The organism is Dactylosporangium sp. CA-139114 (genome assembly GCF_050955725.1).
Taxonomy (GTDB): Bacteria; Actinomycetota; Actinomycetes; order Mycobacteriales; family Micromonosporaceae; genus Dactylosporangium.
The window spans coordinates 6,589,030-6,613,097 of sequence record NZ_CP192080.1 but is presented as its reverse complement, the minus strand read 5'-3'; the positions used below and the strand labels follow the sequence as shown (position 1 = coordinate 6,613,097).

The following is a 24,068-nucleotide window of genomic DNA, read 5'->3' as shown; positions in this document are numbered from 1 at the left end:
CGCTATCCGGTGAGCCTCACCCGGCGGCCTACGACGGCGCTGAGGTCGTCCGCTGCCGTCGCGAGGAGCCGGTGGCTCAGATCTGACAGGGCCCGCGCGGTGGCGAGTTCGTCACCGATCTCCGGGACGTTGCTGTCTGCCGGGTGCAGCCGGGCTGTGCCGGTACCGGAGAGATTTGTGTCGGCGTCGGTGTGCAGGCGCGCCTCCGCATAGGTGCTCTCGTCGTGCTCGCCGATGTACACGTCGACGGCCCAATGTTTGGCCGTGGTCATGACGGGCTCCTTTCGAGCGCGAACCGCGCGGTGGCGTGATGGGCGACCACCGCCTCGTGCACGTGCACCGCACCCTTGGGCCGGCCCGTGGTACCGCTGGTGAAGTGCAGCAACGCCATCGGTCGCTTCCCGCCCCGCAACCGGCGAAACCTCGCCGGTTGCGGGGGCCGGGCACATGCGGGTTTGAACGGTGTTCGCACGGGAATTTCCCGCTGGCAGACGTGCCAGTGCGAGACAGCACGCCGCCCCGGGTGGAAGTGGTCGACATGTCCGTCGAACTGCATGACGCGATCGACAGCATGAGCAAGGTACAGAACCCTGCCGAGCAGCAGCATCTGGTGCAGTCGGCGGTGGAGCTGATTCCGCCGGGGCAGCGCGCGGCGATCGTGGAGGACGTGGCCTCGTCGGTCCTCGGCAGCCCCTCCAAGTGGGTCACGAACGTCATCTGGCTGGTCGTGTTCGGGGTGCTGGCTGCCGTGGTGATAGGCGGCACGGTGCTGGGGCTGAACGCAAGCGGTAGCGGACAGACCGCGGTGTTCGGCTTCGTCGGGATAGCCCTCGGTGCCATTGTCGGCATCCTCGCCCCGCGGCCCGGAGCGAAGGCCTGAGGACTGCCCCGTATCGACTGTCCGACATGACGAAGGCCGGCACGCACCCCGAAGTGGCCGAGCCGGCGCCGGCGTCTGACGCGGGGCACGCGTCGTGCGCGTCCACACCGTCTCGGGTAGGTTGAGCCGGACCCCGGTCCGGCCGCGCACGCCCGGTCGCCGGCAACGAGCGGGCGGAGGCGCGGTGATTCGGCCCCGGACCGGAATCCGTCCCACGCCCATCCGCGCCGCCGAGGCGGCCCGCCGATGAACCTCGGCCTCGTCAGCCAGGCCGCTGGCCTGTTCGCCGTCACCAACATCGATGACATCGTCGTCCTGGCCCTGTTCTTCGCCCAGGGCGCCGGCCACCGCCACGCGGCCCGGGCCATCGCCTCCGGCCAGTACCTCGGCTTCGCCGCGATCCTCGCGGTCGCCGTGGCCGCCGCGTTCGGCGCCACCTTCCTGCCGGAGCGGGCCATCCCGTACCTCGGCCTGATCCCGCTCGCGCTCGGTCTCCGGGCGGCCGTGCACGCCTGGCGGGACCGTGGCCGCGACGAGGAGGGCCAGCACCAGCGGACCGGGCCCGGCGGGCCACGGATGCTGGAGGTGGCCGCCGTCACCTTCGCCAACGGCGGTGACAACCTCGGCGTCTACGTCCCCGTCTTCGCCACCGCCGGCGTCGGCGGCATGAGCTTCTACGGCGTCGTGTTCCTCGTCCTGCTCGCCGCCTGGATCGCCGCCGGGCGGTACTTCGCGACCCGCCCTGTCATCGCCCGCGCGCTCAGCCGCTGGGGGCACATCCTGCTTCCCGTCGTCCTGATCGGTATCGGCGTGCTCATCCTCATCGAAGGCGGGGCCTTCGGCCTCTAGCGGGCTGCCGGGGGAGTGACCCGGCCGGGGACGCGGGTTGCGGGTGCGGGCTGGTTGCCGGCTGGTCAGCGCCCGGCTGGGTGATGGACACCAGGTAGGCGTTTCGTGTCGGGCGGTTGGGCACTTCCGCGGCGCGGCCGGTGACGATCACGCCACAACCGGTCACGGTTGGAGTCCTGGAGGAGATCTTCCAAGGACGGAGTACCAACCCGTGAAGAGACATACGAGACTGCGGGCCACGGTGGCCGCCGTGTTCGGCGTGCCGGCCGCGCTCGTCGGCAACGGCGCGGTCGCGAACGCGGTCGTCGCGCCGGCGGGCGCCACGGCATCGGCGACCACGCTCGCCCAGGTCCGCTCGAGCATCGGCGCGGACACCGGCGCGGCGGCCGCCCTGACCGGCAAGGGCGTCGGCGTCGCGCTCATCGACACCGGCGTCGCGTCGGTGCCGGGCCTGCCCGCCGCCCAGATCGTCAACGGGCCGGACCTGTCGTTCGAGTCGCAGGCGGCGAACCTGCGCTACCTCGACACGTACGGGCACGGCACGCACATGGCCGGCATCATCGTCGGCAACGACAGCGCCTCGGGGAGCAAGGGCGTCGCCCCGGACGTCAGGCTCACCTCGGTGAAGATCGGCACCGCGACCGGGGCGGTCGACGTGTCGCAGATGATCGCCGCGATCGACTGGGTGGTGCAGCACCGCAACGACGATGCAGCCAACCCGATCCGCGTGCTGAATCTGTCCTACGGCTCCGGCGGCGCCGGGCAGTCGTGGACCGACCCGCTGCAGTTCGCGGTGCAGAAGGCGTGGAAGGCCGGGATCGTGGTCGTCGCGGCCGCCGGCAACAACGGCAACGCGGCCGGGGCGCTGACCAACCCGGCGATGGACGACTCGATCCTGTCCGTCGGCGCGACCGCGACCAACGGCACCGCGACCACCGCCGACGACACCCTCGCGCCCTTCACGAACCTGGCGAGCGGCACCACCGGTCAGGTCGACCTGCTCGCCCCGGGCACCTCGATCGCCTCGCTGCGGGACCCCGGCTCGAACGTCGACAACCTGTACCCGGACGCCCGGGTCGGCACCACCCTGTTCAAGGGCAGCGGCACCTCGCAGGCCACCGCCGTCGTGAGCGGCGCCGCGGCCCTGCTGCTGCAGGCCAGGCCGGCCGCGACCCCCGACCAGGTCAAGGACTGGCTCGTGCGGGGCGGCACGGCGCTGACCACCGGCACCGCGAAGACGCTGGGCCTGTCCGCGCTGAACGTCAACGGGGCGCTCGCCCGCACCGGCACGACGGTCCCCGCACCGTCGGTGCGGCTGTCCAGCGGCACCGGTTCGTTGCAGGGCGCGCGCGGTACCGCGAGCCTCACCATCGACGGCGTGAAGCTCACCGGCGAGCGGACCATCTGGGGGATCTTCGGCACCGCGCAGTGGGCGAAGTCGACCACGCCGTCCTGGTCGGGTGGCCTGTGGCTCGGCTACCGGCTCGCCGGCGACGGCTGGACCGGCACGTCCTGGGCGTCGAAGACCTGGGCGGCGGGCACCTGGACCGCGGCCCCGTGGGGCGGCAGCGTCGCTGCCGGCTGGAGCGACCCGGCGTGGTCCGGGCGAACCTGGTCCGGGCGGACCTGGTCGGCCGGCACCTGGTCGGGCCGCACCTGGTCCAGTGACGGCTGGGCCGGGGCCGCCTGGGTCTGACCCACCCATCAGGGCGTTCCCCGCTCCGGGCCCGGCGGACTCGGGTGGCCGCCGGACGCTGCTCCTGTGGGCGGCGCCAGGTCGTCCGTGTCCGCCGCCGGCCGCGGCTCCCTCAGGATTTCGATGCTGCGGATCACGATCGCGGTCACCGGCGTGGCCAGGGCCAGTCCGGCGACGCCGGCCAGAGCGCCGCCCACCAGCGTGACGAGCAGGACCGCCGGTGGGCTCATGCGCAGGGTGGCGCCGAAGACGACCGGGTTGACGAGATTCTGGAGCACGACGTTGGCGAGCACGACGACCAGGATCATCCACAGTGCGGCCGACTGCCCGCCGCTGCCGAGCGCGATCAGCACGGCGAACATCGAGGCGACCGCGGCGCCCAGGTAGGGCACGTACGTTCCGAGGAACGTGGTCACCGCGATCGCGCCCACCAGCGGTACGCGCAGTATCAGCGCGCCGATCGCGACCGCGGCGGCGTTGACCACCCCGATCAGGGTCAGCCCACCGTAGTAGCGCCTCACGACGGTGGCGGCCCGGCCGAGCAGGCGCTGACCCAGATCTGCGGGCAGCGGCAGCCGTCCGGCGGCCCTGGCGGTGATGGCGTGACCGTTCATGAGCAGGAAGAAGCAGCAAAACAGGGCCACGAACACGCCGAGCAGGACGTTGACGCTGGCGCCGAGCAGGTTGCCCAGCGCCGGCAGCAGGCCGGCCAGGAGGGTGTTCTCCGCCTGGCGCGCGGATTGGCGGCCGGACTCGGCGACGTTGCCGCTGACTCCCGCCGAGGCGAGGATGCGGTGCAGTTCGCCGACGGCCGCGTCCAGGCTCTGGCTGATCTGTTCCCCCTGGCTCGCCACGCCCCACACCACCAGCACGATCGCTCCGGCGCCCAGCACGACCACGAGCAGGAGCGCTGCCGCGGCGCCGGCACTGCGGGGCACGCGACGCCGCGCGAGACCGTCGACGATCGGCAGGAACCCGATGGCCAGAAACAGGGCCACCAGCAGCGAGATCACGATGAACCGCAGGACGACCAGCAGGAAGATCGCCCCGGCGAGCAACAGCGCCACACCGACGAGTGACCAGGCCGCGGCGCCCACCGTTCGCAGCCGGTGGGACAGGTGCCCCGACGGTGCCGGGCCGCGCCGGCCATCAGGCTGCTCTGCTCTCGGCTCAGCCATGCTCGGCACCCCCTCCGCCTGGCGGGCGCCGTTCCACGGGTCACGCCGCGCGTAGCCCTGGTCAGCGTCCACAACGCCGGCTGCGGGACGCCACCCGGGAAGGATGCGACGGGTCCTACCCCCGCCGAGCGCGGGCAATCCTTTCGGACGGCTTTCTCGAGCAACGATCGCCATCTACCCCGCACGAGCGGAGTGCCGAGCGTGACACCGGGGCGGCGGGGTAGGTGCTCGTCGTGGTCGCGTGGCTGGATCGGTACCAGCGTCGGCACGCCTGGTTGGGATTCCCGCTGGCGGTGGTCTACAAGTTCGTCGACGACCGTGGTCCGTACCTTGCCGCGATGGTGACCTATTACGGCTTCATCTCGCTGTTCCCGCTGACGCTGCTGTTCCTCACCGCGCTGGGCTTCGTCCTGGAGGCGTACCCCGACCTGCGGCAGCAACTGGTGCACACGGCGGTGGGGGATCTGCCGGTCATCGGGCCGGAGTTGGAGCGCAACGTCAGCGGGTTGCGCGGCAGCGGCACGCGTCTGGTCATCAGCATGCTCGGTGCACTGTACGGCGGGCTGGGGGCGATGCAAGCCGCGCAGGCCGGGTTCAACCACATCTACGGCGTACCGCGCTACGAACAGCCCAGCTCGGCCCGGTCCAGGCTGCGCAGCCTCGGTCTGTTGCTGATCCTCGGCAGCGCGGTGCTGCTGTCGGCGGCGGCGGCGGCGTTCGTGGCCTTCATCGATGAGCTCGCCGGCCGGTCCGGGGTGGGACTGCACGTCGTCGGCTACCTGTTGACGTTCGCGATCAATGCCGGCCTGTTCACCGCGGCGTTGCGGTTGCTGACCGCCCGGACGCTGCGTGTCCGCCAGGTCATCGCCGGCGGGTTGATCGCCGCGACGTTCTGGATGGCGTTGCAGACCGCGGGCGCTCGATTTGTCGCCGCCCGGCTCAGCCACGCGAGCGCGCTCTACGGCGCATTCGGACTCGTCCTCGCCGCCTTCGCCTGGATATATCTGCAGGCGCTCGTGCTGATGCTCTGCGCCGAGATCAACATGATCGCGAACTACCGCCTGTGGCCCCGGGCACTGCTCACCCTGTTCACCGATGATGTCGACCTGACCGAGGCCGACCGGCGGATCTACACGACGTCGGCGACCGCGCAGCGATTCAAGAGCTTCGAGACGGTGCGGGTCGACTTCGACCGGCCGTCCCGGCGATAGGCGTCGGCGAGGTGGCCGTCGGAGACGGCCCGAGTTCGGAGGTGGCGAACCGGGTGAGCCGGTAGGCGGCCAGCTCGTCGTGGTCCGTGCCGTCGAGGATCTCCGTCGCGGCGTGGCGGGCCAGGAGCGGTGCGAGGGTCATGCCGCTGTGGGAGACGATGAGGTATGTGTTCGGCAGCGTGGGCAGCCAGCCGGTCAGCGGGTGCCCGTCGACGGGCAGCGGGCGGAAGCAGCGCACGTTCTCGATCGGCCGGGCGGCGAGACCGGGGATGACCCGCTCGGCGCGGCGCAGCAGGGTTTCGCCGTGCCGGTCCAGGTCCTCCTGCGTGGTGTGGACGTCGACGAGGTCGTTGAGGTCGCCGGCCTCCAGCTGCAGCCCCCCGCCGAGCGCCGGGCGAAGGCTGAGGCCCGGCGGGTGGACGAGGCGGCCGACGGGACTGTGCGTGCCCGGCCCGGCGACGCGGGTCACCACGCACGGCGCGCTCGATCCGGGGGCGTCGCCCGGCACGATCGGGACCACCACCCCGAGCGGCTCCAGCAGCCGTCCGGTGCGCCACCCGGCGCAGCTGACGTACACGTCGGCGTCCAGACGACCGCCGTCGGGCAGCCGGACCGCGCTCACGCCGCCGGCGCCGGCCTCGACGAGCACGTCGCCGCCGGTGACGACGACGCGGGCACCGGCGGCCCGCGCCCGGGTGACGAACGCGTCGACGGCGGGGCGGCCGTGCACGTAGCCCTCCGCGGGGAAGGAGGCGACCAGGGCCGTGCCGGGCACGCGCAGCGCCGGCTCCAGCTCGACGGCCTGCCGCGGCGTGAGTTCGACGGCCGGGTAGCCCCAGTCGCGGAGCCGGTCGAGCCGCTCGGCGAGCCTACGCCGGTCACTGTCGGACTCCGCCCAGCTCAATCCGCCGGTGGGCACGTACCAGTCGGGCCGTCCGAAGCCGTCCATCAGCTCGCGCCACTCGTGCATCGCGCGCACCGAGTAGTCGTGGTAGTGGCGGGGGAGCTTCTGATTGGCGTTGAGCCAGGCCAGGCTCGTGGCGCTGGTCGCGGTGCCGGGACGGCGGGCGTCGACGAGCGTCACGTCCGCGCCGGCCCCGGCGAGGCGGGCGGCCAGCGTGGCGCCGATGATCCCGGCGCCGACGATCACGATGCGCCGCATCAGCGCAGTTCCAGCACGCGGTCGGCGGCGTCGGCGGCGGAGGGGAACGGCATGGTCGACTCCCGTTTGATCAGCCGTGCGCGGAGCCTGACGTGCTCCGGCGCCGAGTCGTGGTCCGCCTTCTCGCCGTGCTGGCCGCCGGCCGCGGCCGTCATGCGGCGCAGCAGCAGCCCGCCCGCTCTGGCGCCGAGCTCGTAGCTGGGCTGGCGGACGACCGTCAGCGTGGGGCGCACGATGGTCGTCCAGTCCTGGTCGTCGAAGCCGACCATGGAGATGTCCTGGGGGAAGCGCCGGCCGCTGGCCTGGATCGCCTGATACGTGCCGGCGGCCAGGACGTTGTCGGTGGCGAAGACCGCGGTCACCGTGGGGTCGGCGGCGAGGAGCTTCAGGACGGCCTCGGTGGCCCGGTCCCGCTCGTACGGCGCGTAGACGGCGAGCGCGGGATCGACCTTGATGCGCGCCGACTGGAGCGCCAGCAGGTAGCCGGCGAGGCGGGCCGCGCTCGGTCGCATGGTGGCGCTGTCGGCCAGGTGGTCGGTGATGCGGGGCAGTTCGCGGGCGGCCTCGGTGATGACCGCGATCCGCCGGTGCCCGAGGGCCAGCAGGTGCCGCACCGCCGTGCGGGCGCTGTCGGCGTTGGCGATCGTCACGCTGTCGATGTCGGGCCGGCCCGCCACCGGCCGGTCGAGCAGGACCACCGGGATCCGGCTGTCGCGCAGCGAGTCCAGGTGGTCGGTCTCGGTGGGGGAGCCCGTCGCGATGATGATGCCGTCGGCCCGCTTCTCCGACAGCACCCGGATCGCGTTGCGCTCGGCGGGCAGGCCGGAGTCGGTGTTGAACAGCACGACCTCGTAGCCGGCCGCACGGACCTTGTCGCTGATGCCGCGCACCGCCTGCGCGAAGAACGGGTTGCCCACGTCGGTCACGACCACGCCGATGGTCTGGGTCGAGCCCTGGATGAGGCTGCGGGCCAGCGCGTTGGGCCGGTAGCCCAGCCGTGCCGCGGCGGCGTGCACCCGCTCCGCGGCGGCGGCGCTGACCTGGCCGTAGCCGCCGAGGACGCGGCCGGCGGTCGCGGTCGAGACACCCGCCTCGGTGGCTACCTCGATCAGGCTCGGTGTTCGTGATGGGCGGTCCCGCATGGCTGTCCCCGTCTCCAGCACGTGCCCGGTCCGGGGTCGTGCGCTCGTGGTTGTCGGGCCGTCCCGGTCCTCGAACGCGCCGGGTGTCTGCTCCTGGGAAATCTTCGCCCGGGTGACTTGACGTGGTCAAGTAGGGCCTGAGAAGGTTCTCATCGTCGCCACAGAGAAGGTTCTCAGTCGAACTCCGGCCGAGTCACCGTAAGGAGCAATTCGCATGACGTTCACCGCGGTCGAGCCGACCCCGCTCGCAGCGGACCTGGTCCCGACGTTGGAACACACGGTCGCCCAGCTCGACAAAGCGCGAGCATTCGCCCGCGAGGTCGTCGCCGAGGGGGTCACCAAGGTCTTCTTCATCGGCTGTGGCGGCTCCTTCTACTCGACGTTCCCGGCGCTGGATCTCATGGAGACCTCCACCACAGAGCTCACCGCCGCCAAGATGACCAGCGCCGAGCTCATCCACCGCAAGCTCGCCGGCCTCGACGCCTCGTCCCTGGTGATCGCGTCGTCGCACTCCGGCGCGACGCCGGAGACGCTGGAGGCGGCCCAGCTGGCCCGCAAGGCGGGCGCGCGCGTCGCCGGCATCGCCCGCAGCAGTGACACCCCGCTGGCCCAGGTCGCCGATGTGGTGTTCGACTACCCGAGCAACATCACCGTCACCGAGCCGAAGGCCATCCACTTCACGCAGCTCGCCCTCGCCCTGCTGGACGCGGTCGGTGACCTGTCCGACGCGGAGGAGCGCTGGCAGGCCATCGCCGCCATCCCGACGGCGATCCCGGCGGCGAAGGCGGCCGTCGCCGACCTCGGCGCCTCCGTGGCCCGGCGGTGGAGCGACGCGGACCTGGTCTACGTGCTCGGCGCCGGCCCGAACTTCGGTGCCGCCAACGCCCTCGCCGCCTGCTACCTGCAGGAGATGAACTGGCTGCACGCCTCCGCGGTGCACGCCGCGGACTTCTTCCACGGGCCGTTCGAGATGGTGGGGCAGCGCCCCGTGCTGGTGCTCGTCGGCGAGGACCAGACCCGGCCGATCGGGGAGCGCACGGTCGAGTTCGTCAACCGCTACTACGACAACGCCGACGTGCTGGACTCCCGCGACTACGAGCTGCCCGGGGTGCCCGCCGCACAGCGCGGGCTGATCAGCCCGCTCGTGGTGGCCAGTCTGAGCCGGCGCCTGCTCGACTTCGTCGCGGCCGAGCGCGGCCACAACACCGCCGCCCGCCGATACATGTACCGGGTCGACTACTGATGCGAATGTTCGGATCCGGCGCCGCCGTGCGGGTGCTCGGTGCCGGGGACAACGTCGTCGACCGCTACGTCGACGCCGGCGTCATGTACCCGGGCGGCAACGCCGTCAACGTCGCGGTGTACGCGCGCCGGTGCGGCGCCGAGGCGGCGTACCGGGGCGTGGTCGGCACCGACGCGGCCGGCGACGTGGTGCTGGCCGCGCTGCGCGACGAGGGCGTCGACGTCTCGGGCGTGCAGCGGGCCGACGGGCCCAACGCCTACGCCGAGGTGGCGATCGTCGACAACGACCGGGTGTTCAAGGACTCGAACGACGGGGTCTCCGAGTTCGACCTCACCGAGGCGGACTACGCACGGCTGTCCGGATTCGACGTGGTGCACACCGCCTACAGCGGGTCGCTGATCCGCTCCGTTCCCCGGATGGCGGCGTACACCCGGGTGTCGTTCGACTTCTCCAACCGGCTCACCGAGTCGTACGTGGACTGGATGCTGCCGAGCCTCTACCTGGCCACCTTCTCCGGCACGGGCCTCGACGACGAGCAGACCGAGGCGTTGCTGTCGCGCGGCCTCGAGCACGGCGCCCGCCATGTGCTGGTGACCCGCGGCAGTGCCGGCGCATGGCTGGCGACCGCGGACGGCGTGCACCGGCAGCCGACCGTCGCATCGAGGGTCGTGGACACCATGGGCGCCGGTGACGCGTTCATCGCCGGGCTGCTCGTCGGCCTCGTCGGCGGCCGCGACCTGACCTCGTCGCTGGCCAGGGCGGCGAACTGCGCGGCCCTCGCCTGCTCCGTCGCGGGCGCGTTCGGCCACCCGGCCGCCGTTGCGGCCACCATGCTTCCGCATCTGCCAGGAGAGCCAACATGAGTCTGCGTATCGGTGTCGACACCGGAGGCACCTTCACCGACGTGGTCGCCTACGACGACGAGACGGGCGCGATCCACGTCCGCAAGGTGTCGAGCACGCGCGACGACCCGGGCCGGGCGATCATCACCGGCGTCCTCGAGATCCTCGAGCAGATCGGCGGGCGTACCGCCGAGGAGGTCGGCTACTTCGCCCACGGCACCACCGTCGGCACCAACGCGCTGCTGACCTACCGGGGTGTGCCGACCGCGGTGATCACCACCCGGGGCTTCCGCGACCTGCTCGAACTCGGTCGCGGCCGGCGTCCCCGCCTGTACGACCTGCAGGCCGACAAGCCCGAGGCCCTGGCCCGGCGCTCGGCGCGCTTCGAGGTGACCGAGCGGGTCCGCCACGACGGCCGGATCGAGACGCCACTGGACGAGCACGACGTGCGCAAGGCCGCCGCCGCCATCAGCGCGCGGGGCATCCGGTCGGTCGCGGTGTGCCTGCTGTACAGCTTCCTGCGGCCCGAGCACGAGCGGCGCATCCGGGAGATCCTGCACGAGGAGCTCGGCAGGGACGTCTTCGTGACGCTGTCCTGCGAGGTCCTGCCGGAGTTCCGCGAGTTCGAGCGGCTCTCGACCACGGTCGTCAACGCCTATGTCGGTCCCGTCGTCGCCGACTACCTGGCGGCGCTGCGCAAGCGGCTCGCCGACATCCGGCTCGGCGTCGTGCCGCACGTGACCCAGAGCAACGGCGGCATCATCCCGTTCGAGGCGGCCGAGCAGTTCCCCGTCCGCATGGTCCTGTCCGGGCCGAGCACCGGCGTCGTCGGTGCCGCGGGCATCGCGGCCACCGCCGGCCACCCCGACATCATCACCTTCGACATGGGCGGCACGTCGTCCGACGTCTCGCTCGTGCAGAACGGCCGTCCGAAGGTCACCAAGGGCATGGAGCTCGACGGCCGGCCGATCCGCAGCCCCATGCTCGACATCCACACCGTCGGCGCCGGCGGCGGCTCCATCGCCTGGATCGACGCGGGCAACCACCTCAAGGTCGGGCCGGCCAGCGCCGGCTCCGACCCCGGGCCGGCGTGCTACGGCAAGGGCAGCGAGGCCACCGTCACCGACGCCAACGTGGTACTGCGCACGCTCAACCCCGAGTACCTCCTCGACGGGCAGATGCGCATCGACTCCTCCGCGTCGGAGCAGGCGGTCACCGCGCTCGCGGACCGGCTCGGCCTGGACGTCCAGGCGGCGGCGCAGGGCATCATCCGCGTGGTGGTGGCCAACATGGCCCGCGCGATCCGGGTCATCTCGGTCCAGCGCGGCTACGACCCCCGCGACTACACGCTCGTGCCGTTCGGCGGCGCCGGCCCGTTGCACGCCTCGTGGCTGGCCCGTGAGCTCGGCATCGCCACGATCCTGGTCCCGCCGACGCCCGGCGCCCAGTCGGCGCTGGGACTGCTCATGACCGACGTGCGGGCCGACTTCACGCGCACCGCGATCCGCCGGTTCGACGCGGCCCACGTCGCCGACATCCGGCAGGTGCTGGTGGAGCTGACCGACCAGGCCACCGAGTGGTTCGCCGACGAGGACATCCCGCAGGAGCGCCGGCACCTCGGGTACGCCATCGAGATGCGCTACGTCGGGCAGAACTACGAGCTGCCCGTCACCCTTGCCGCCGGCGACCTCACCGAGGAGAGCCTGCCGGAGGTGCTGGCGCGGTTCGCCGTCGAGCACGAGCGCCTCTACGGCTACAGCGCCCCGGGGGATCCGGTGGAGGCGGTCACGTACCGGGTGCAGGGCATCGGCGACGTGCCGACGGCGGAGCTGGCGGCGAAGACGACGGACGGCAGCCCGGTCGACATCGCGCTCGTCGGCCGGCGGGAGCTGCGGGTCGCCGAGGTGGGCGGCTCGGCCGTGGTGCCGGTCTACCACCGCTCGAAGCTGCAGCCGGGGCACCGGATCGACGGCCCGGCCCTCATCGAGCAGATGGACACCACCACCGTCGTGCTCCCCGGCGATCAGGTGGTCGTCGACGAACACCTCAACCTCATCGTCCGCGTGACGGACGGTCTCGTGGCGTCTTCGCGGAATGGAGCAGAGGCATGAGCGAGCGGTCGGCGGCCGGCATCGACCCGATCCTCGTCGAGGTGATCGGGGCGGCGCTGGCGTCCATTGTGGAGGAGATGGGGGAGACCCTCGTCCGGGCCGCCTTCTCCAGCAACATCAAGGAGCGCCGGGACTGCACGGCGGGCCTGTTCGACGCGGCGGGGCACATGAGCGCCCAGGCGGAGCAGGCCTCGCCGGTGCACCTCGGCTCGCTGATCGGGGTCGTCTCGGCGGTGCTCGACCGCTACCCGCTCGACGCGATCCACGAGGGCGACACCTTCATCAGCAACGACCCGTACTCCGGTGGCGGCTCGCACCTGCCCGACATGGTGCTGGTCTCGCCGATCTTCGTCGACGGCGAGCTGACCGCGTGGGCGGCCAACCTCGCCCACCACGCGGACTTCGGCGACCGCGGGCACGCGCACATCTTCCAGGAAGGCCTGCGCATCCCGCCGGTCAAGCTGATCAGCCGCGGCGAGACGAACGAGGACATCTTCCAGCTCGTCCTCACCAACTGCCAGGTGCCGCACGAGCGCCGGGCCGACTTCCGCGCCCAGCTCGCGGCCAACCGGCTGGCGGTCACCCGCTACGTCGAACTGGCCGGTCGCTACGGCCGGCAGCGGCTGATGGACATGACCGCCGCCCTGCTCGACTACACCGAGCGGCGCACCCGGGCGGCGATCGAGTCGATCCCGGACGGCGAATACACCTTCACCGACCGGTTCGACTGCCCGGAGCTGGACGAGGAGCTGGAGCTCAAGATCCGGGTGGCCGTGTCGGGCAGCGAGGTCACGCTGGACCTGCGCGACAACCCGGCGCAGGTCCGCGCCTCGGTCAACATGGTCTGGACGGCGCTGTACGCCACCGTGTACTACGCCATCAAGACCCTGGTCGACCCCGACGTGCCCTCCAACGCCGGGCTGCACCGCCCGATCACGATCCAGGCGACCGAGGGCACCATCGTCAACTGCGTCGCCCCGGCGGCGGTCAACGGCCGCACCGAGACCTGCCAGCGAGTGGTCGACCTGATCCACGGCGCGCTCGCGCCCGCCGTGGCGGAGCGGGTCACCGCCGCCAGCAACGGCGCCAACACGGGCGTGCACTTCTCCGGGCGTGACACCAGCACCGGCAACTACTTCGTGTATCTGGAGACCATCGGCGGCGGCTCGGGCGCGCGGGCCACCAAGGACGGCATGGACGGCGTGCAGGTGCACGTCACCAACACGTCCAACCTGCCGGTGGAGAGCCTCGAGACGGAGTACCCCCTCGTCATCGAGGCCTACGAACTGGTCCAGGACTCCGGCGGCGCCGGGCAGTGGCGCGGCGGCATGGGCATCCGCCGCACCGTCCGGGTCGAGGAGCAGGACGTGCAGTTCTGGCTCGACACGTCGCGGCAGAAGTCCGCGCCGTGGGGCCTGTTCGGCGGCGGGCCCGGAACCCCGGCTCGGGTGGAGCTCTCCGAGGGCGCCCGGCCCGTGGAGCACGGCCACACCATCCTGCAGCCGGGCGACCGCGCGTCGATCATCACCGCCGGCGCCGGCGGCTACGGCCCGCCGGAGCAGCGGCCCCGCGAGCTCGTGGAGCAGGACCTGGCCGACGAGGTCATCTCCGCGGAAACGGCTCGCACCGTCTACCAGCTCGACGTCTGACACCCACCTTTTCAGTTGAAGGAAATCCGTACATGACCTCACAGCACATGCGTGACCTGCGCGCCGTGGCGGCCGGATCCTCGCGGCGTTCGTTCCTGAAGGCCTCGGCGCTGTTCGGCACCGCGCTTGCCGCCGGACCGCTGCTCACCGCCTGTGGTGGCGGCGGCAGCGAGGCGTCCTCGGGCACCAAGGGCGGAACGCTGACCTTCGGCCTCGACAGCGACGTGCCGAACCTGCAGACCCCGCAGAACCAGGGCAGCGCCTCGATGGTGCTCAACGGCGTCCTGCACCGCGGCCTGGTGCAGTACGACGCCAAGGGCGACATCGTCGCGGCGCTGGCGGAGAAGTTCGAGACGACGGACTCGCGGACCTTCACGTTCACCCTGCGCGGCAACCTCAAGTTCCACGACGGCAGCCCGGTCACGGTCGACGACGTCAAGGCGTCCCTGGAGTGGATGACCGACGCGTCGAAGACGCCGAAGCTGTACCCCGCCACCAAGGGCATCGACAGCGTGACCACCGAGGGCGACAACAAGGTCATCGTCAAGCTCAAGGCACCCGACGCGTCGTTCCTGGCGTTCCTCGCCGACGTCAGCGGCGCGATCCTGCCCAAGAAGACCCTGGGTCAGCAGGCTCCGACGTACGTCGGCGCCGGGCCGTTCAAGTTCGTCTCGTACGAGAAGGGCCTCGCCTTCACCGTGGAGAAGTTCGCCGGGTACTACGAGGCGGACAAGGTGAGCCTGGACAAGATCCAGTTCAAGATCCTGGCCGACCAGGCGGCTCGCGACAACGCGCTGCTGACCGGCACCGTCGACGCCATCTCCTTCGTCGGCTGGAACGACTACGACCGGGTCAAGCAGAAGAGCGACCTGGTGCTCGACGCCACCGACGGCCCGTTCATGTACCTGCTGTTCAACACGGCGCAGGGCCCGTTCAAGGACGCCCGCGTCCGGCAGGCCGTCGCCTGGGCCGTCAACCGGCAGAACGTGGTCGCCAGCGCCCTGGCCGGCCAGGGCTCGCCGCTGGCCGGGATGCCGATCCCGCAGTCGAGCGCGTTCTACAACGCCGAGCAGGCCGACTTCTACAAGCAGGACGTGGCGAAGGCCAAGGCGCTGCTGGCGGAGGCGGGCTACCCGAACGGGTTCAAGGCCCGCATGCTGTCCTCGTCGCAGTACGACTTCCACCAGAACACCGCGATCTCGGTGCAGGCCGACCTCAAGGCCATCGGCATCGAGCTGGACATGAACCTTCCGGACTGGCCGACCCGGCTGCAGGCGGGCTCGAAGGGTCAGTACGATATCGCGGTCTACGGCACCGTCGGCGTCTGCAACGACCCAGCGTTCCTGGAGCAGATCCTCACGCCGGCCGGGTCGCAGAACGCCTCGTTCGGCTACGACAACACCGAGCTCAAGGCCCTGCTCGACAAGGCGAAGCAGGCGGTCGACGAGGGCCAGCGCAAGGATCTGTACAAGCAGCTGGGCACGATGGTGCTCACCGAGGCGCCCATCGTCGGGCTGGCCTGGCGCTCGCAGGCGTACGGCCACAAGAAGTCGGTGACCGGCTTCACCAACATCCCCGGCTTCCTCACCTTCGAGTCCGGCTACACGCTCGCCGGAACCGCGAAGTCGTGACCCGGGCCTGACGACAGCCAGCAGGAAGGACGCGACAGGTGCTCTTCTATGTCGCCAAACGTCTGGCCACCGGCGCGGCACTGCTCCTCGTCGTGGTCACACTCATCTTCATAGCGGTGCACCTGGTGCCCGGTGACCCGGCCCGGACCATCCTGACCGGCACGGGCTCGACACCGACCGAGGAGGCAGTGGCCCAGCTGCGCACCGAGCTGGGCCTCAACCTCCCGCTCGGGGAGCAGTACACCCGCTATCTGTCGGATCTGGCCCACGGCTCGCTCGGGCACTCCCTGCAGGACGGGCGGCCGGTCACGGCGTACATCGGCGAGCGGATGCCGCGGACCATCCAGCTCATCGTGGCGACGACCCTGGTATCGGTCCTGGCCGGGGTCACGCTCGGTGCCCTGGCGGCCCGCCGGGGCCGGTTCTTCGACCGGTTCGTGCTGTTCGGCAGCAGCCTGGGCATCGCGATCCCGGCCTACGTGGCCGCCATCCTGCTGATCTTCGGCGTCGGCGTGCAGCTGCAATGGCTGCCCTCCGGCGGCTACACCGACATCAGCGAGGGATTCGGGCTCTACGTGCAAGGGCTCATCCTGCCGGTCGTCGCGCTCTCGATCGGGTTCACCGCGATCGTCTCGCGCATGACCCGCGCGTCCGTCCTGGCGACGGCCCGCCAGGACTGGGTCCGCACCGCCGAGGCGGTCGGCCTGCGCCGGCGGACGGTCTTCATCCGGCACGTCGTGCGCAACGCGCTGACCCCGGTGCTGACCGTGACCGGTCTGCAGATGGGCGCTCTGCTGGGTGGCACCGTGATCGTCGAGCGGGTCTTCAGCTGGCCCGGGCTCAGCGGCCTGCTGATCGACGGTGTGACCAACCGGGACTATCCCCTCGTGCAGGGGGTCGTGATCGTGGCCGCCGCCATCTTCATCGCGTTGAACATTGTCGTCGATGTCTCCTACGGGCTGCTGGATCCGAGAGGACGCCGGTCGTGAAGGTCTTCCGTGCGCTGGGCCGGGGCGGCTCGTTCCTGGGCAGCACCGTCCCGGCGGTCTTCCTCGCCGTCCTTGTCCTCGTCGCGCTGCTCGCCCCCTGGGTCGCCCCGGTGGACCCACTGGCCCAGGGGCCGGACAAGCTCGTCGGGCCGGGCGCCCACCACCTGCTCGGCACCGACCAGTTCGGCCGCGACATCCTCTCCCGCCTGCTCTACGGCGCCCGCGCCGACCTCGTCGTCTCGGTCGGCGCGACCGCGGTCGCCGCCGTGCTGGGCACCACCTTCGGCCTGGTGGGCGGCTTCTTCCGCGGCTTCATCGGCGGCCTGTCCATGCGGGCCACCGAGGTCGTGCTCGCCTTCCCGCCGATCGTGCTCGCGCTGCTCGTCGTGGCGCTGTTCGGTCCGGGCACGGCGACGCTCATCATCACCATGGGAATCCTGTTCACCCCGACCTTCGCCCGGGTCACCTACGGCCAGGTGCTCTCGGTCCGGCAGCAGGACTTCGTCACCGCCAGCCGGATGCTCGGCGCCGGGCCCGGCTGGCTGCTCTTCCGCGTCGTGCTGCCCAACGTCCTCGGCCCGATCCTGGTGCAGACGTCGCTGACCCTCGCCGCGACGATGCTGCTGGAGTCGGGCCTGAGCTACCTCGGCGTCGGCGTCGTGCCCCCGACGCCGTCGTGGGGCAGTATGATCGCCGAGGCGCAGAACCTGGCCCTGAGCAACCCCGGCTTCCTCATCATCAGCTGCGGCATCGTCGTGGTGACCGTCCTGGCGTTCAGCATCCTCGGCGACAGCCTCGACCGCCGCTTCGATCCCCGGCGGCGCAACCGCCCCGCCGCCGCGACGGCCGGCGACCTGCGCACGGTCGGGGGTGCGGCATGAGCACACGTCCGGTCCTCGAGGTGGAGAACCTCTCCGTCTCGGTCGCCTCGGCGCGCGGCGAGCTGACGCTCGTGCACGACGTCAGCTTCGGCGTCGCGGCCGGGCGCACGCTCGGCGTGGTCGGGGAGTCCGGCTGCGGCAAGAGCGTCTCGCTGATGTCCCTGGTGCGGCTGCTGCCGCCGGAGGCGCGGATCGGTGCGTCGACGGTCGTCAGGGTCAACGGCCGCGACGTCACCGGACTGTCGCAGCGCGAGCTCGAGGACGTCCGCGGCCGCGAGGTCGGGTTCGTCTTCCAGGACCCGATGACCGCGCTCAACCCGGTCTACAAGGTGTCGTACCAGGTCGGTCAGGTGCTTCGGCGGCACTTCGGGCTGTCCCGCCGGGCCGCTGGGGAGCGGACGCTGGACGTGCTGCGATCGGTCGGGTTCCCCGATCCGAAGCGGGTCGCCTCCAGCTACCCGCACCAGCTCTCCGGTGGCATGCGCCAGCGCGTGGTCATCGCGATGGCGATCGCCGCCGAGCCGCGGCTGCTGCTGGCCGACGAGCCGACCACGGCGCTCGACGCGACCACGCAGGCCGAGGTGCTCGAACTGCTGCTGAACCTGCAGCGGGAGCGGGACATGGCGCTCGTGCTGGTCTCCCACGACCTCGGCCTGATCGGCGAGGTGGCCGACGAGCTGTGCGTGATGTACGCCGGCACGGTCGTCGAGCGGGGGACGGCGGCGGAGGTGCTGGAACAGCCACAGCACCCGTACTCGCGGGCGCTGCTGGCGGCCGCCCCGGCACTGGACTCGCCGTCGCACATGCCGCTGCCAGTCATCCCGGGCGGCCTGCCGGCTCCGGGAGAGGTCATCACCGGCTGCCCGTTCCGGCCGCGCTGCGCCCACGCGTTCGACGCCTGCACCGAGCGGCCGCCGTTCGTCAGGGGCGGCCGGGCGGCGTGCTGGCTGCCCGAGCAAGACGACATCCAGCACACTGACAAGGCGGTGACGGCATGAACGAGGACATCCTGCTGTCGGCTCGCGACATCGTGCGCGAGTACCGGGTGGCCGGGTCGGGCACGCTGGGCCGGCGCACCACGATCCGGCCGGTCAACAACGTGAACCTGGACATCCGCCGGGGCGAGACCCTCGGCCTGGTCGGGGAGTCCGGCAGCGGCAAGTCCACCCTCGGGCGCAGCCTCATCATGGTCGACCCGCCCACCAGCGGCACCGTTCAGTTCGGCGGGCAGGACATCACCAGGCTGCGGCGCGGAGGTCTGCGGCGCATCCGCACCGACCTGCAGATGATCTTCCAGGATCCGTACGCCTCGCTGAACCCCCGCTGGCGGGCCCAGGACATCGTGGGGGAAGGGCTCGCGCTGCAGACCCGGCTGAGCGGGCGGGAACGCCGCGACCGGGTCGCCGAGGTGCTCGAGCGGGTGGGGCTGCCGGCCGGGGCGGCGGAGAAGTACCCGCACGAGTTCTCCGGCGGGCAGCGCCAGCGTCTGGGCATCGCCCGTGCGCTGGTGCTCAACCCCCAGCTCATCGTGGCCGACGAGTCGGTCTCGGCGCTCGACGTCTCCGTGCAGTCGCGGATCCTCAACCTGCTCCAGGACCTCAAGGCCGACCTCGGGCTGACGTACCTGTTCATCTCGCACGACCTCGCCGTGGTCAAGTACGTCTCCGACCGGGTCGCCGTCATGTACCTGGGGCGGGTGGTGGAGCTGGCGTCGTCCGACGACGTCTACGCCGCACCGCTGCATCCGTACACGCTGTCCCTGCTCTGCGCGATCCCGCAGTCGTCGCGCTCGGCCGCGCCCGTGCGGCAGCGGCTCGTCCTGCACGGTGACCCGCCGTCGCTGAGCCGGCTGCCCAGCGGATGCCCCTTCCGCACCCGATGCCCATACGTGCAACCCACCCGCTGCGACAGCGAACTGCCGCCGCTGCGGTCGGCGGCACCCGGCCACTCGGTCGCCTGCCACTGGGCCGAGGACATCGCCGCCGGGCGGATCACGCCCCGCGCCGACCGGACGGCCGCCGCACCGACGCCTGCCTGACACCTCCTGCCCTGACTGCCCGACCACACCGGTCAGCCCCCGTCACGTACCTCGGTTCCCGACAAGGAGAAGATGCCGTGCGATTCGGCGCCCACAGCCAGATGCTGGTCCACGATCTCGACGACGACGCGCTGTGGATCTTCGATCGCGGCCGCGAATGGGGCCTCGACGCCCTGGAACTGCACGTCGCCGACCCGGACACGTTCCCCGTCGACGGAGTGCGCGGCGCCGCCGAGCGGGCCGGCCTCGAGGTCGTCCTCGGCACGGCGCTGCAGGCGCACAACTCGACCGTGAGCGACGACCCCGAGATCCGCGCCCGCGGGCTGCGGCACCTCAAGGGCTGCGTCGACATCGCCGCCCGGATCGGCGCCCGCAAGATCTGCGGCGGCCTGCACTCGGCCAACGGCAACTTCGTCGGGCGCGGGCGCACCAACCAGGAGTGGGACCGGTCGGTCGCGGCGCTGCGGCAGGCCGGCGAGTACGCGGGCGAGCGCGGCATCGTCCTCACCGTCGAGCCGGTCAGCCGGTACTCGGGGTACTTCCTCAACACGGCGGCGGACGCGGTCACCCTCGTCGACGAGGTCGGGCTGCCCAACGTCGGCATTCAGCTGGACACCTTCCACATGAACATCGAGGAGCCGGACCCCGCCGCCGCGATCCGTCTCGCCGGCCCCCGCCTGATGCACTTCCACGCGGTCGAGAACAACCGCGGGGTGCCGGGCACCGGGCAGGTGCCGTGGGAGGACTGCTTTGCCGCGCTGCGCGAGGTCGGCTACGACGACCTGTGCGTCTTCGAGTTCTTCCCGCTCGACCTGCCGGTGATGGCGGTGCGCACCCACACCTGGCGTGAGGTGGCCACGAGCAAGCAGGTCGCGGTCGAAGGCATGCGCAACCTGAAGAACCTCCGGTAGATCCGGGTCCGTGCGGCGGGCGCTGCCCCCGCCTGGCGCTCCGGTGGACGAACGAGCCGACCCGGCACGTGGAGCTCGGCGTACCGACGGGTGCGCCCGTCCACCGTCGACACTCGGGCCGGACCCGGGTGGTGGCGACCGCGGCGCTCGACCGCCGGCCGGTGGCTATCTCCGGCCCAGTGCACCGGCGTGCTGGACTCGCCACCGCGTCGGGTGCGGCTTCACGCGCCGCGGAGACCTTGCGCGGGGAGACCGGCTTTAATCCGGCCGGGATCGGGAAGGCTGCGGATCCCAGCGCCGAAGGGAGACGGCAGTGGCCAAGCGACGCAAGCTCGTCCGTACCTCACCCGATCGAATCTTCGCGGTCCTGGCCGACGGCTGGACGTACGCCAGCTGGGTGGTCGGCGCGTCCCACATCCGCGACGTCGACGCGGCCTGGCCCGCGCCCGGGACCCGCCTGCAGCACCAGGTAGGGCCGTGGCCGCTGCACATCACGGACGTGACCTCGGTGCGGGCGGTGATCCCGGGCCAGATGCTCGAGCTGCACGCGCGGGCGTGGCCGCTCGGCGCGGCGACGGTGCGGCTGGACCTCGAACCGGTCGAGGCCGGCACCCGGGTGACCCTGGCATACGACCTCACCGAGGGGATCGGCCGGTATCTCCCGCGCCGGGTCCAAGCGTCGCTGCTCGGCCCGCGCAGTGCCGAGATGCTGTCCCGGCTGGCCGACATCGCCGTCCGGCGGCAGGTCCCGGCCGTCAACTGACCGGGCAGCACCACCCACCGGCCAGGCGGCACGGGTCTGCCAGCGCCTTCGCCGACCGGACCACGCTCGCCCCCGATCGCCGGGGTGCGGTCGACGGCGTCGCCGACCTCGCCCGTGAACGGTTCGGTCTCGATGGTCCCGCGGCGGGGGCAGCTGGGCGCGAGCGGTCGGCGGGCACGGCCGGGTGCGGGCGGTCAGGCGGGTGCGGTGGCGGCCGGGTGCGGGCGGTCAGGCGGGTGCGGTGGCGGCCGGGTGCGGGCGGTCAGGCGGGCGCGCTGGTGGCTGGGGCAGGGCGGCTGGGCGCGGGCGGTCAGCCGGGCGTGGTGGTGGCCGGGGCGGGGCGGTGGAGGGGGAAGCGGGCGCGCACGCGGAAGCCGGGGCTGCCCGTGCGGGGGCCGGTCTCCAGGGTGCCCTCGTGGGCGGCCACGCGCTCGCGCATGCCGATCAGGCCCAGGCCGCCCGTTGTCCGGCGGGTCGGGCCGCGGCCGTTGTCGGCGATGTCGAGCTCGAGCTCGTCGGCGTGGAAGCGGACGCGGACGTCGAGTTTCGTCGCCTCCGCGTGCTTCAGGGTGTTGGTCGCCGCTTCCTGGACGATTCGGTAGCCGGTCAGGGACAGCGACTCCGGCAGGTCCGTCTCGTTGCCGAAGACGCCCAGCGAGGTCTCCAGGCCGGCGTGGCGGACCGAGTCGAGGAGCTCCGGCAGGCGGTGGAGGCCGACGGCGGCCGGGGCGGTCGCGGGGGAGGAGTCCGGGGCGCCGCCCGGGGGAGAGATGGCCGGGGCCGAGGCTTGCGTGGGGATCGAGACCGGCGCGGTGCCCGAGACGTCCGCGTTCGAACCGCCGGTGGCCGCCGTCGAGCCACCCGATGCCGGGGTCGAGCCGGGCGCGGATGAGCCTGAGCCGGCAGCGGGTTCGGGCAAGTGGGGCGTGGCGGAAAGCGCGCCGGGTGTGGTGGTTGGCGTGGGCGGCGGGGCGGTGGGAGGTGCTGGGTCGGCGTGGCGTAGGAGGCCCAGCATGCGATGGAGCTCGTCCACCGCGGTGCGGGCGCTCTGCTCGACCGCGGCCAGGGCCTGCTTCGCCTTCGCCGGGTCGCGGTCGAAGACGCGGCGGGCGGCCGAGGCCTGCACGCCCATGACCGACACGTGGTGGGCCACGACGTCGTGCAGCTCGCGGGCGATGCGCAGGCGCTCGTGCAGCACCGTGCGGGCGGCCTCCTCCTCGTGGGCGGCCACGAGCTCGGCGGCCTGGGCCTCGACCAGTTGGCGGCGGCGCTCGGCGGTCCAGGCGATCTCGCCGAAGTAGAAGGCGAAGCCGAAGTAGAGGACGTTGACGAGCACGCCGTTGATGAGGGCGGCCAGGATCGGTGACACCGGGCCGTCGGCCTTCACGAACTCGGCCGCGGACAGGTGGGGCAGGGCGATCAGGTAGGAGATGCCCAGCCAGATGAACATCCCGGCGATGATGCCGCAGCGCAGCCACGTCGAGCGGCGATGGTCGCGGCCCCAGGCGCCCAGGGTGTAGACGGCCGAGAACAGGGCGCCGGTGGTGAGCTGCTGCTCGGGGGCGTATCGGGTCCGGCCGCAGATGAAGGCTATGGAGATGACCAGCGCCACGGCGTCGGGCCAGCGGCGGCGCCAGCACAGCGGCAGGGTGCACAGCAGGACCCAGACGATCTGCTCGGGCAGGGCCGGTGGGTGGCCGTAGTAGGAGCCGGTGCTGCGGGTGAGGGTCAGGTTCAGCATGGCCATCGCGGCCACGATCACGCCGACGGCGATGTCGATGCGCAGGCGGCGGGCGTCCGGGATGGGGCGCTGCCAGGTGTCCGTGTCGGCCGTCATCCCACTCCCTTCCCGAGCCGCTGCCGGAAGTCTAGGGCGAGGGTACGACAGTTTCCCGCCGCCCGATTTGCGGCCTTTATGACGCGGGAGGCGAGGGTGGCGCGGGAGGCGCCGCTGGCGGCGCGGGCGGCGCAGAAGACGGCGCGGGGTGCGCCGCGGGCGGTGCGGGATGCGCCGAGGGAGGCCCGGAAGGCGCGGGCGGCGCAGAAGACGGCGCGGGGTGCGCCGCGGGCGGTGCGGGATGCGCCGAGGGAGGCCCGGAAGGCGCGGGCGGCGCAGAAGACGGCGCGGGGTGCGCCGCGGGCGGTGCGGGATGCGCCGAGGGAGGCCCGGAAGGCGCGGGCGGCGCAGAAGACGGCGCGGGGTGCGCCGCGGGCGGTGCGGGATGCGCCGAGGGAGGCCCGGAAGGCGCGGGCGGCGCAGAAGACGGCGCGGGATGCGCCGCAGACGGTCCAGGATGCGCCGAGGGAAACCCGAATGGCGCGGGCGGAGCGGAAGGACCGAAATAGGGAGCGGGAGCCGCCCCCGCACCGAGCCCGGCCGAGGCGTCCCCACCCGGCCGGCGCACGGCGAAGGAAGCCACCACCAACGCCACCCCGATCGTGATGAGCACGACGTCGACAATCGTGTACGCGTTGTTGGCCGTATTGAAGGTGTCGATGTCGAGATCCCCGCCCGACGTCAGCGACCGCAGATGGAGAATCCACACGATGTTCGACGCCTGGTCGGCCGCGATCACGAGGCTCCCGGCCGCCCCGAGCAGCCCGCTCAGCACACCCAGCCGACGGATCATGAGCAGCGCGACGAGCACGCCGGCGAGCCCCACCAGGATGACCGGCACCCGCAGCCCGATCTGCAGCCCGACGGACAACGGCTCGACGGAAGACGAATCCATCGGATCACCCTAGACAACCGCGGGCCGTGACCGAATAGCCGGGGCGGGGGACACGGACGGTCGGGTCGCTGATGCTGTTCACCCTGGTTCCGGGAGCAGGGCCTGGCCCCGGGGACGCTGCTGAAGCGCCTGCCGACGCTCGCCGAGGTGGCCGAGACGG

At 72.1% G+C, this 24,068-nt stretch carries 22 protein-coding genes; 15 read left to right on the top strand and 7 right to left on the bottom strand.

Annotation, left to right across the window (positions count from 1 at the left end):
* Nucleotides 1–2: 2 nt before the first annotated feature.
* Nucleotides 3–272, bottom strand: a complete 270-nt coding sequence (locus ACQP2P_RS29320; RefSeq protein WP_433606164.1) for a DUF1876 domain-containing protein — start codon at nt 270–272, stop codon at nt 3–5.
* Nucleotides 269–391, bottom strand: coding sequence for an AMP-binding protein (locus ACQP2P_RS29315; RefSeq protein WP_433606162.1), 123 nt, complete (start codon nt 389–391; stop codon nt 269–271). Before ACQP2P_RS29315 ends, ACQP2P_RS29320 begins: the two co-directional genes overlap by 4 nt.
* A gap of 147 nt (nt 392–538) precedes the next feature.
* Here ACQP2P_RS29315 and ACQP2P_RS29310 point away from each other — a divergent pair, with 147 nt between their 5' ends.
* The 3 genes from ACQP2P_RS29310 (at nt 539) to ACQP2P_RS29300 (ending at nt 3,425) form a co-directional block, all read left to right on the top strand.
* Nucleotides 539–880 carry a hypothetical protein gene (locus ACQP2P_RS29310; RefSeq protein WP_433606160.1) on the top strand — a complete coding sequence of 114 codons (342 nt, stop codon included), beginning with the start codon at nt 539–541 and terminating at the stop codon, nt 878–880.
* A 246-nt stretch (nt 881–1,126) separates the two neighbouring features.
* Nucleotides 1,127–1,729 (top strand): cadmium resistance transporter, encoded by a 603-nt coding sequence (locus ACQP2P_RS29305; protein WP_433606158.1) that lies wholly within the window; start codon nt 1,127–1,129, stop codon nt 1,727–1,729.
* 211 nt (nt 1,730–1,940) lie between these two features.
* Nucleotides 1,941–3,425 carry a S8 family serine peptidase gene (locus ACQP2P_RS29300; protein ID WP_433606156.1) on the top strand — a complete coding sequence of 495 codons (1,485 nt, stop codon included), beginning with the start codon at nt 1,941–1,943 and terminating at the stop codon, nt 3,423–3,425.
* An 8-nt stretch (nt 3,426–3,433) separates the two neighbouring features.
* Here ACQP2P_RS29300 and ACQP2P_RS29295 read toward each other — a convergent pair whose 3' ends face one another.
* On the bottom strand, nt 3,434–4,603 hold the full coding sequence (locus tag ACQP2P_RS29295) for an AI-2E family transporter (protein ID WP_433606154.1): 1,170 nt from the start codon (nt 4,601–4,603) through the stop codon (nt 3,434–3,436).
* Nucleotides 4,604–4,836: 233 nt separating this feature from the next.
* Here ACQP2P_RS29295 and ACQP2P_RS29290 point away from each other — a divergent pair, with 233 nt between their 5' ends.
* Entirely contained in the window at nt 4,837–5,814 is a 978-nt protein-coding gene (locus tag ACQP2P_RS29290; RefSeq protein WP_433606152.1) for a YihY/virulence factor BrkB family protein, read from the top strand.
* On the opposite strand, the gene ACQP2P_RS29285 is transcribed toward ACQP2P_RS29290, so the two are convergent.
* Nucleotides 5,762–6,976 (bottom strand): NAD(P)/FAD-dependent oxidoreductase, encoded by a 1,215-nt coding sequence (locus ACQP2P_RS29285; RefSeq protein ID WP_433606150.1) that lies wholly within the window; start codon nt 6,974–6,976, stop codon nt 5,762–5,764. The two genes, ACQP2P_RS29290 and ACQP2P_RS29285, sit on opposite strands and share 53 nt — an antisense overlap.
* Entirely contained in the window at nt 6,976–8,118 is a 1,143-nt protein-coding gene (locus ACQP2P_RS29280; protein ID WP_433606148.1) for a LacI family DNA-binding transcriptional regulator, read from the bottom strand. The genes ACQP2P_RS29285 and ACQP2P_RS29280 overlap by 1 nt, the downstream gene beginning before the upstream one ends.
* A 214-nt stretch (nt 8,119–8,332) precedes the next feature.
* Between ACQP2P_RS29280 and ACQP2P_RS29275 the strand changes: the two genes are divergently transcribed.
* The 11 genes from ACQP2P_RS29275 to ACQP2P_RS29225 all read left to right on the top strand — a co-directional run bounded on the left by ACQP2P_RS29275 (nt 8,333) and on the right by ACQP2P_RS29225 (nt 21,176).
* A complete protein-coding gene (locus tag ACQP2P_RS29275) occupies nt 8,333–9,361 on the top strand; it encodes an SIS domain-containing protein (protein ID WP_433606146.1) in 1,029 nt (342 codons plus the stop codon).
* The gene (locus ACQP2P_RS29270; RefSeq protein ID WP_433606144.1) at nt 9,361–10,224 is read left to right on the top strand and encodes a PfkB family carbohydrate kinase; all 864 of its coding nucleotides are present in this window, start codon (nt 9,361–9,363) and stop codon (nt 10,222–10,224) included. The genes ACQP2P_RS29275 and ACQP2P_RS29270 overlap by 1 nt, the downstream gene beginning before the upstream one ends.
* Nucleotides 10,221–12,314, top strand: a complete 2,094-nt coding sequence (locus ACQP2P_RS29265; protein WP_433606142.1) for a hydantoinase/oxoprolinase family protein — start codon at nt 10,221–10,223, stop codon at nt 12,312–12,314. The genes ACQP2P_RS29270 and ACQP2P_RS29265 overlap by 4 nt, the downstream gene beginning before the upstream one ends.
* On the top strand, nt 12,311–13,963 hold the full coding sequence (locus ACQP2P_RS29260; protein WP_433606140.1) for a hydantoinase B/oxoprolinase family protein: 1,653 nt from the start codon (nt 12,311–12,313) through the stop codon (nt 13,961–13,963). Before ACQP2P_RS29265 ends, ACQP2P_RS29260 begins: the two co-directional genes overlap by 4 nt.
* A gap of 32 nt (nt 13,964–13,995) precedes the next feature.
* A complete protein-coding gene (locus ACQP2P_RS29255) occupies nt 13,996–15,594 on the top strand; it encodes an ABC transporter substrate-binding protein (RefSeq protein WP_433606138.1) in 1,599 nt (532 codons plus the stop codon).
* A 38-nt stretch (nt 15,595–15,632) separates the two neighbouring features.
* Nucleotides 15,633–16,583 carry an ABC transporter permease gene (locus ACQP2P_RS29250; protein WP_433606136.1) on the top strand — a complete coding sequence of 317 codons (951 nt, stop codon included), beginning with the start codon at nt 15,633–15,635 and terminating at the stop codon, nt 16,581–16,583.
* Nucleotides 16,580–17,464, top strand: coding sequence for an ABC transporter permease (locus tag ACQP2P_RS29245; protein WP_433606134.1), 885 nt, complete (start codon nt 16,580–16,582; stop codon nt 17,462–17,464). Before ACQP2P_RS29250 ends, ACQP2P_RS29245 begins: the two co-directional genes overlap by 4 nt.
* Nucleotides 17,461–18,462, top strand: a complete 1,002-nt coding sequence (locus ACQP2P_RS29240) for an ABC transporter ATP-binding protein (RefSeq protein ID WP_433606132.1) — start codon at nt 17,461–17,463, stop codon at nt 18,460–18,462. The genes ACQP2P_RS29245 and ACQP2P_RS29240 overlap by 4 nt, the downstream gene beginning before the upstream one ends.
* Nucleotides 18,459–19,502 (top strand): ABC transporter ATP-binding protein, encoded by a 1,044-nt coding sequence (locus tag ACQP2P_RS29235; RefSeq protein WP_433606130.1) that lies wholly within the window; start codon nt 18,459–18,461, stop codon nt 19,500–19,502. Before ACQP2P_RS29240 ends, ACQP2P_RS29235 begins: the two co-directional genes overlap by 4 nt.
* Nucleotides 19,503–19,579: 77 nt before the next feature.
* Nucleotides 19,580–20,413, top strand: coding sequence for a sugar phosphate isomerase/epimerase family protein (locus ACQP2P_RS29230; RefSeq protein ID WP_433606128.1), 834 nt, complete (start codon nt 19,580–19,582; stop codon nt 20,411–20,413).
* A 313-nt stretch (nt 20,414–20,726) separates the two neighbouring features.
* The gene (locus ACQP2P_RS29225) at nt 20,727–21,176 is read left to right on the top strand and encodes an SRPBCC family protein (protein WP_433606126.1); all 450 of its coding nucleotides are present in this window, start codon (nt 20,727–20,729) and stop codon (nt 21,174–21,176) included.
* A gap of 310 nt (nt 21,177–21,486) precedes the next feature.
* Here the strand turns inward: ACQP2P_RS29225 and ACQP2P_RS29220 are convergent, their stop codons facing one another.
* Nucleotides 21,487–23,013 carry a histidine kinase gene (locus ACQP2P_RS29220; protein ID WP_433606124.1) on the bottom strand — a complete coding sequence of 509 codons (1,527 nt, stop codon included), beginning with the start codon at nt 23,011–23,013 and terminating at the stop codon, nt 21,487–21,489.
* 76 nt (nt 23,014–23,089) lie between these two features.
* Nucleotides 23,090–23,908, bottom strand: a complete 819-nt coding sequence (locus ACQP2P_RS29215; RefSeq protein ID WP_433606122.1) for a hypothetical protein — start codon at nt 23,906–23,908, stop codon at nt 23,090–23,092.
* Nucleotides 23,909–24,068: the final 160 nt, after the last annotated feature.

What these genes read in the sequence shown, in the direction of transcription:
- ACQP2P_RS29320 (WP_433606164.1), bottom strand. Translation starts at nt 272, where the DNA reads ATGACCACGGCCAAACATTGGGCCGTCGACGTGTACATCGGCGAGCAC.
- ACQP2P_RS29315 (WP_433606162.1), bottom strand. Translation starts at nt 391, where the DNA reads ATGGCGTTGCTGCACTTCACCAGCGGTACCACGGGCCGGCCCAAGGGT.
- ACQP2P_RS29310 (WP_433606160.1), top strand. Translation starts at nt 539, where the DNA reads ATGTCCGTCGAACTGCATGACGCGATCGACAGCATGAGCAAGGTACAG.
- ACQP2P_RS29305 (WP_433606158.1), top strand. Translation starts at nt 1,127, where the DNA reads ATGAACCTCGGCCTCGTCAGCCAGGCCGCTGGCCTGTTCGCCGTCACC.
- ACQP2P_RS29295 (WP_433606154.1), bottom strand. Translation starts at nt 4,603, where the DNA reads ATGGCTGAGCCGAGAGCAGAGCAGCCTGATGGCCGGCGCGGCCCGGCA.
- ACQP2P_RS29285 (WP_433606150.1), bottom strand. Translation starts at nt 6,976, where the DNA reads ATGCGGCGCATCGTGATCGTCGGCGCCGGGATCATCGGCGCCACGCTG.
- ACQP2P_RS29280 (WP_433606148.1), bottom strand. Translation starts at nt 8,118, where the DNA reads ATGCGGGACCGCCCATCACGAACACCGAGCCTGATCGAGGTAGCCACC.
- ACQP2P_RS29275 (WP_433606146.1), top strand. Translation starts at nt 8,333, where the DNA reads ATGACGTTCACCGCGGTCGAGCCGACCCCGCTCGCAGCGGACCTGGTC.
- ACQP2P_RS29270 (WP_433606144.1), top strand. Translation starts at nt 9,361, where the DNA reads ATGCGAATGTTCGGATCCGGCGCCGCCGTGCGGGTGCTCGGTGCCGGG.
- ACQP2P_RS29265 (WP_433606142.1), top strand. Translation starts at nt 10,221, where the DNA reads ATGAGTCTGCGTATCGGTGTCGACACCGGAGGCACCTTCACCGACGTG.
- ACQP2P_RS29260 (WP_433606140.1), top strand. Translation starts at nt 12,311, where the DNA reads ATGAGCGAGCGGTCGGCGGCCGGCATCGACCCGATCCTCGTCGAGGTG.
- ACQP2P_RS29255 (WP_433606138.1), top strand. Translation starts at nt 13,996, where the DNA reads ATGACCTCACAGCACATGCGTGACCTGCGCGCCGTGGCGGCCGGATCC.
- ACQP2P_RS29240 (WP_433606132.1), top strand. Translation starts at nt 17,461, where the DNA reads ATGAGCACACGTCCGGTCCTCGAGGTGGAGAACCTCTCCGTCTCGGTC.
- ACQP2P_RS29235 (WP_433606130.1), top strand. Translation starts at nt 18,459, where the DNA reads ATGAACGAGGACATCCTGCTGTCGGCTCGCGACATCGTGCGCGAGTAC.
- ACQP2P_RS29220 (WP_433606124.1), bottom strand. Translation starts at nt 23,013, where the DNA reads ATGACGGCCGACACGGACACCTGGCAGCGCCCCATCCCGGACGCCCGC.
- ACQP2P_RS29215 (WP_433606122.1), bottom strand. Translation starts at nt 23,908, where the DNA reads ATGGATTCGTCTTCCGTCGAGCCGTTGTCCGTCGGGCTGCAGATCGGG.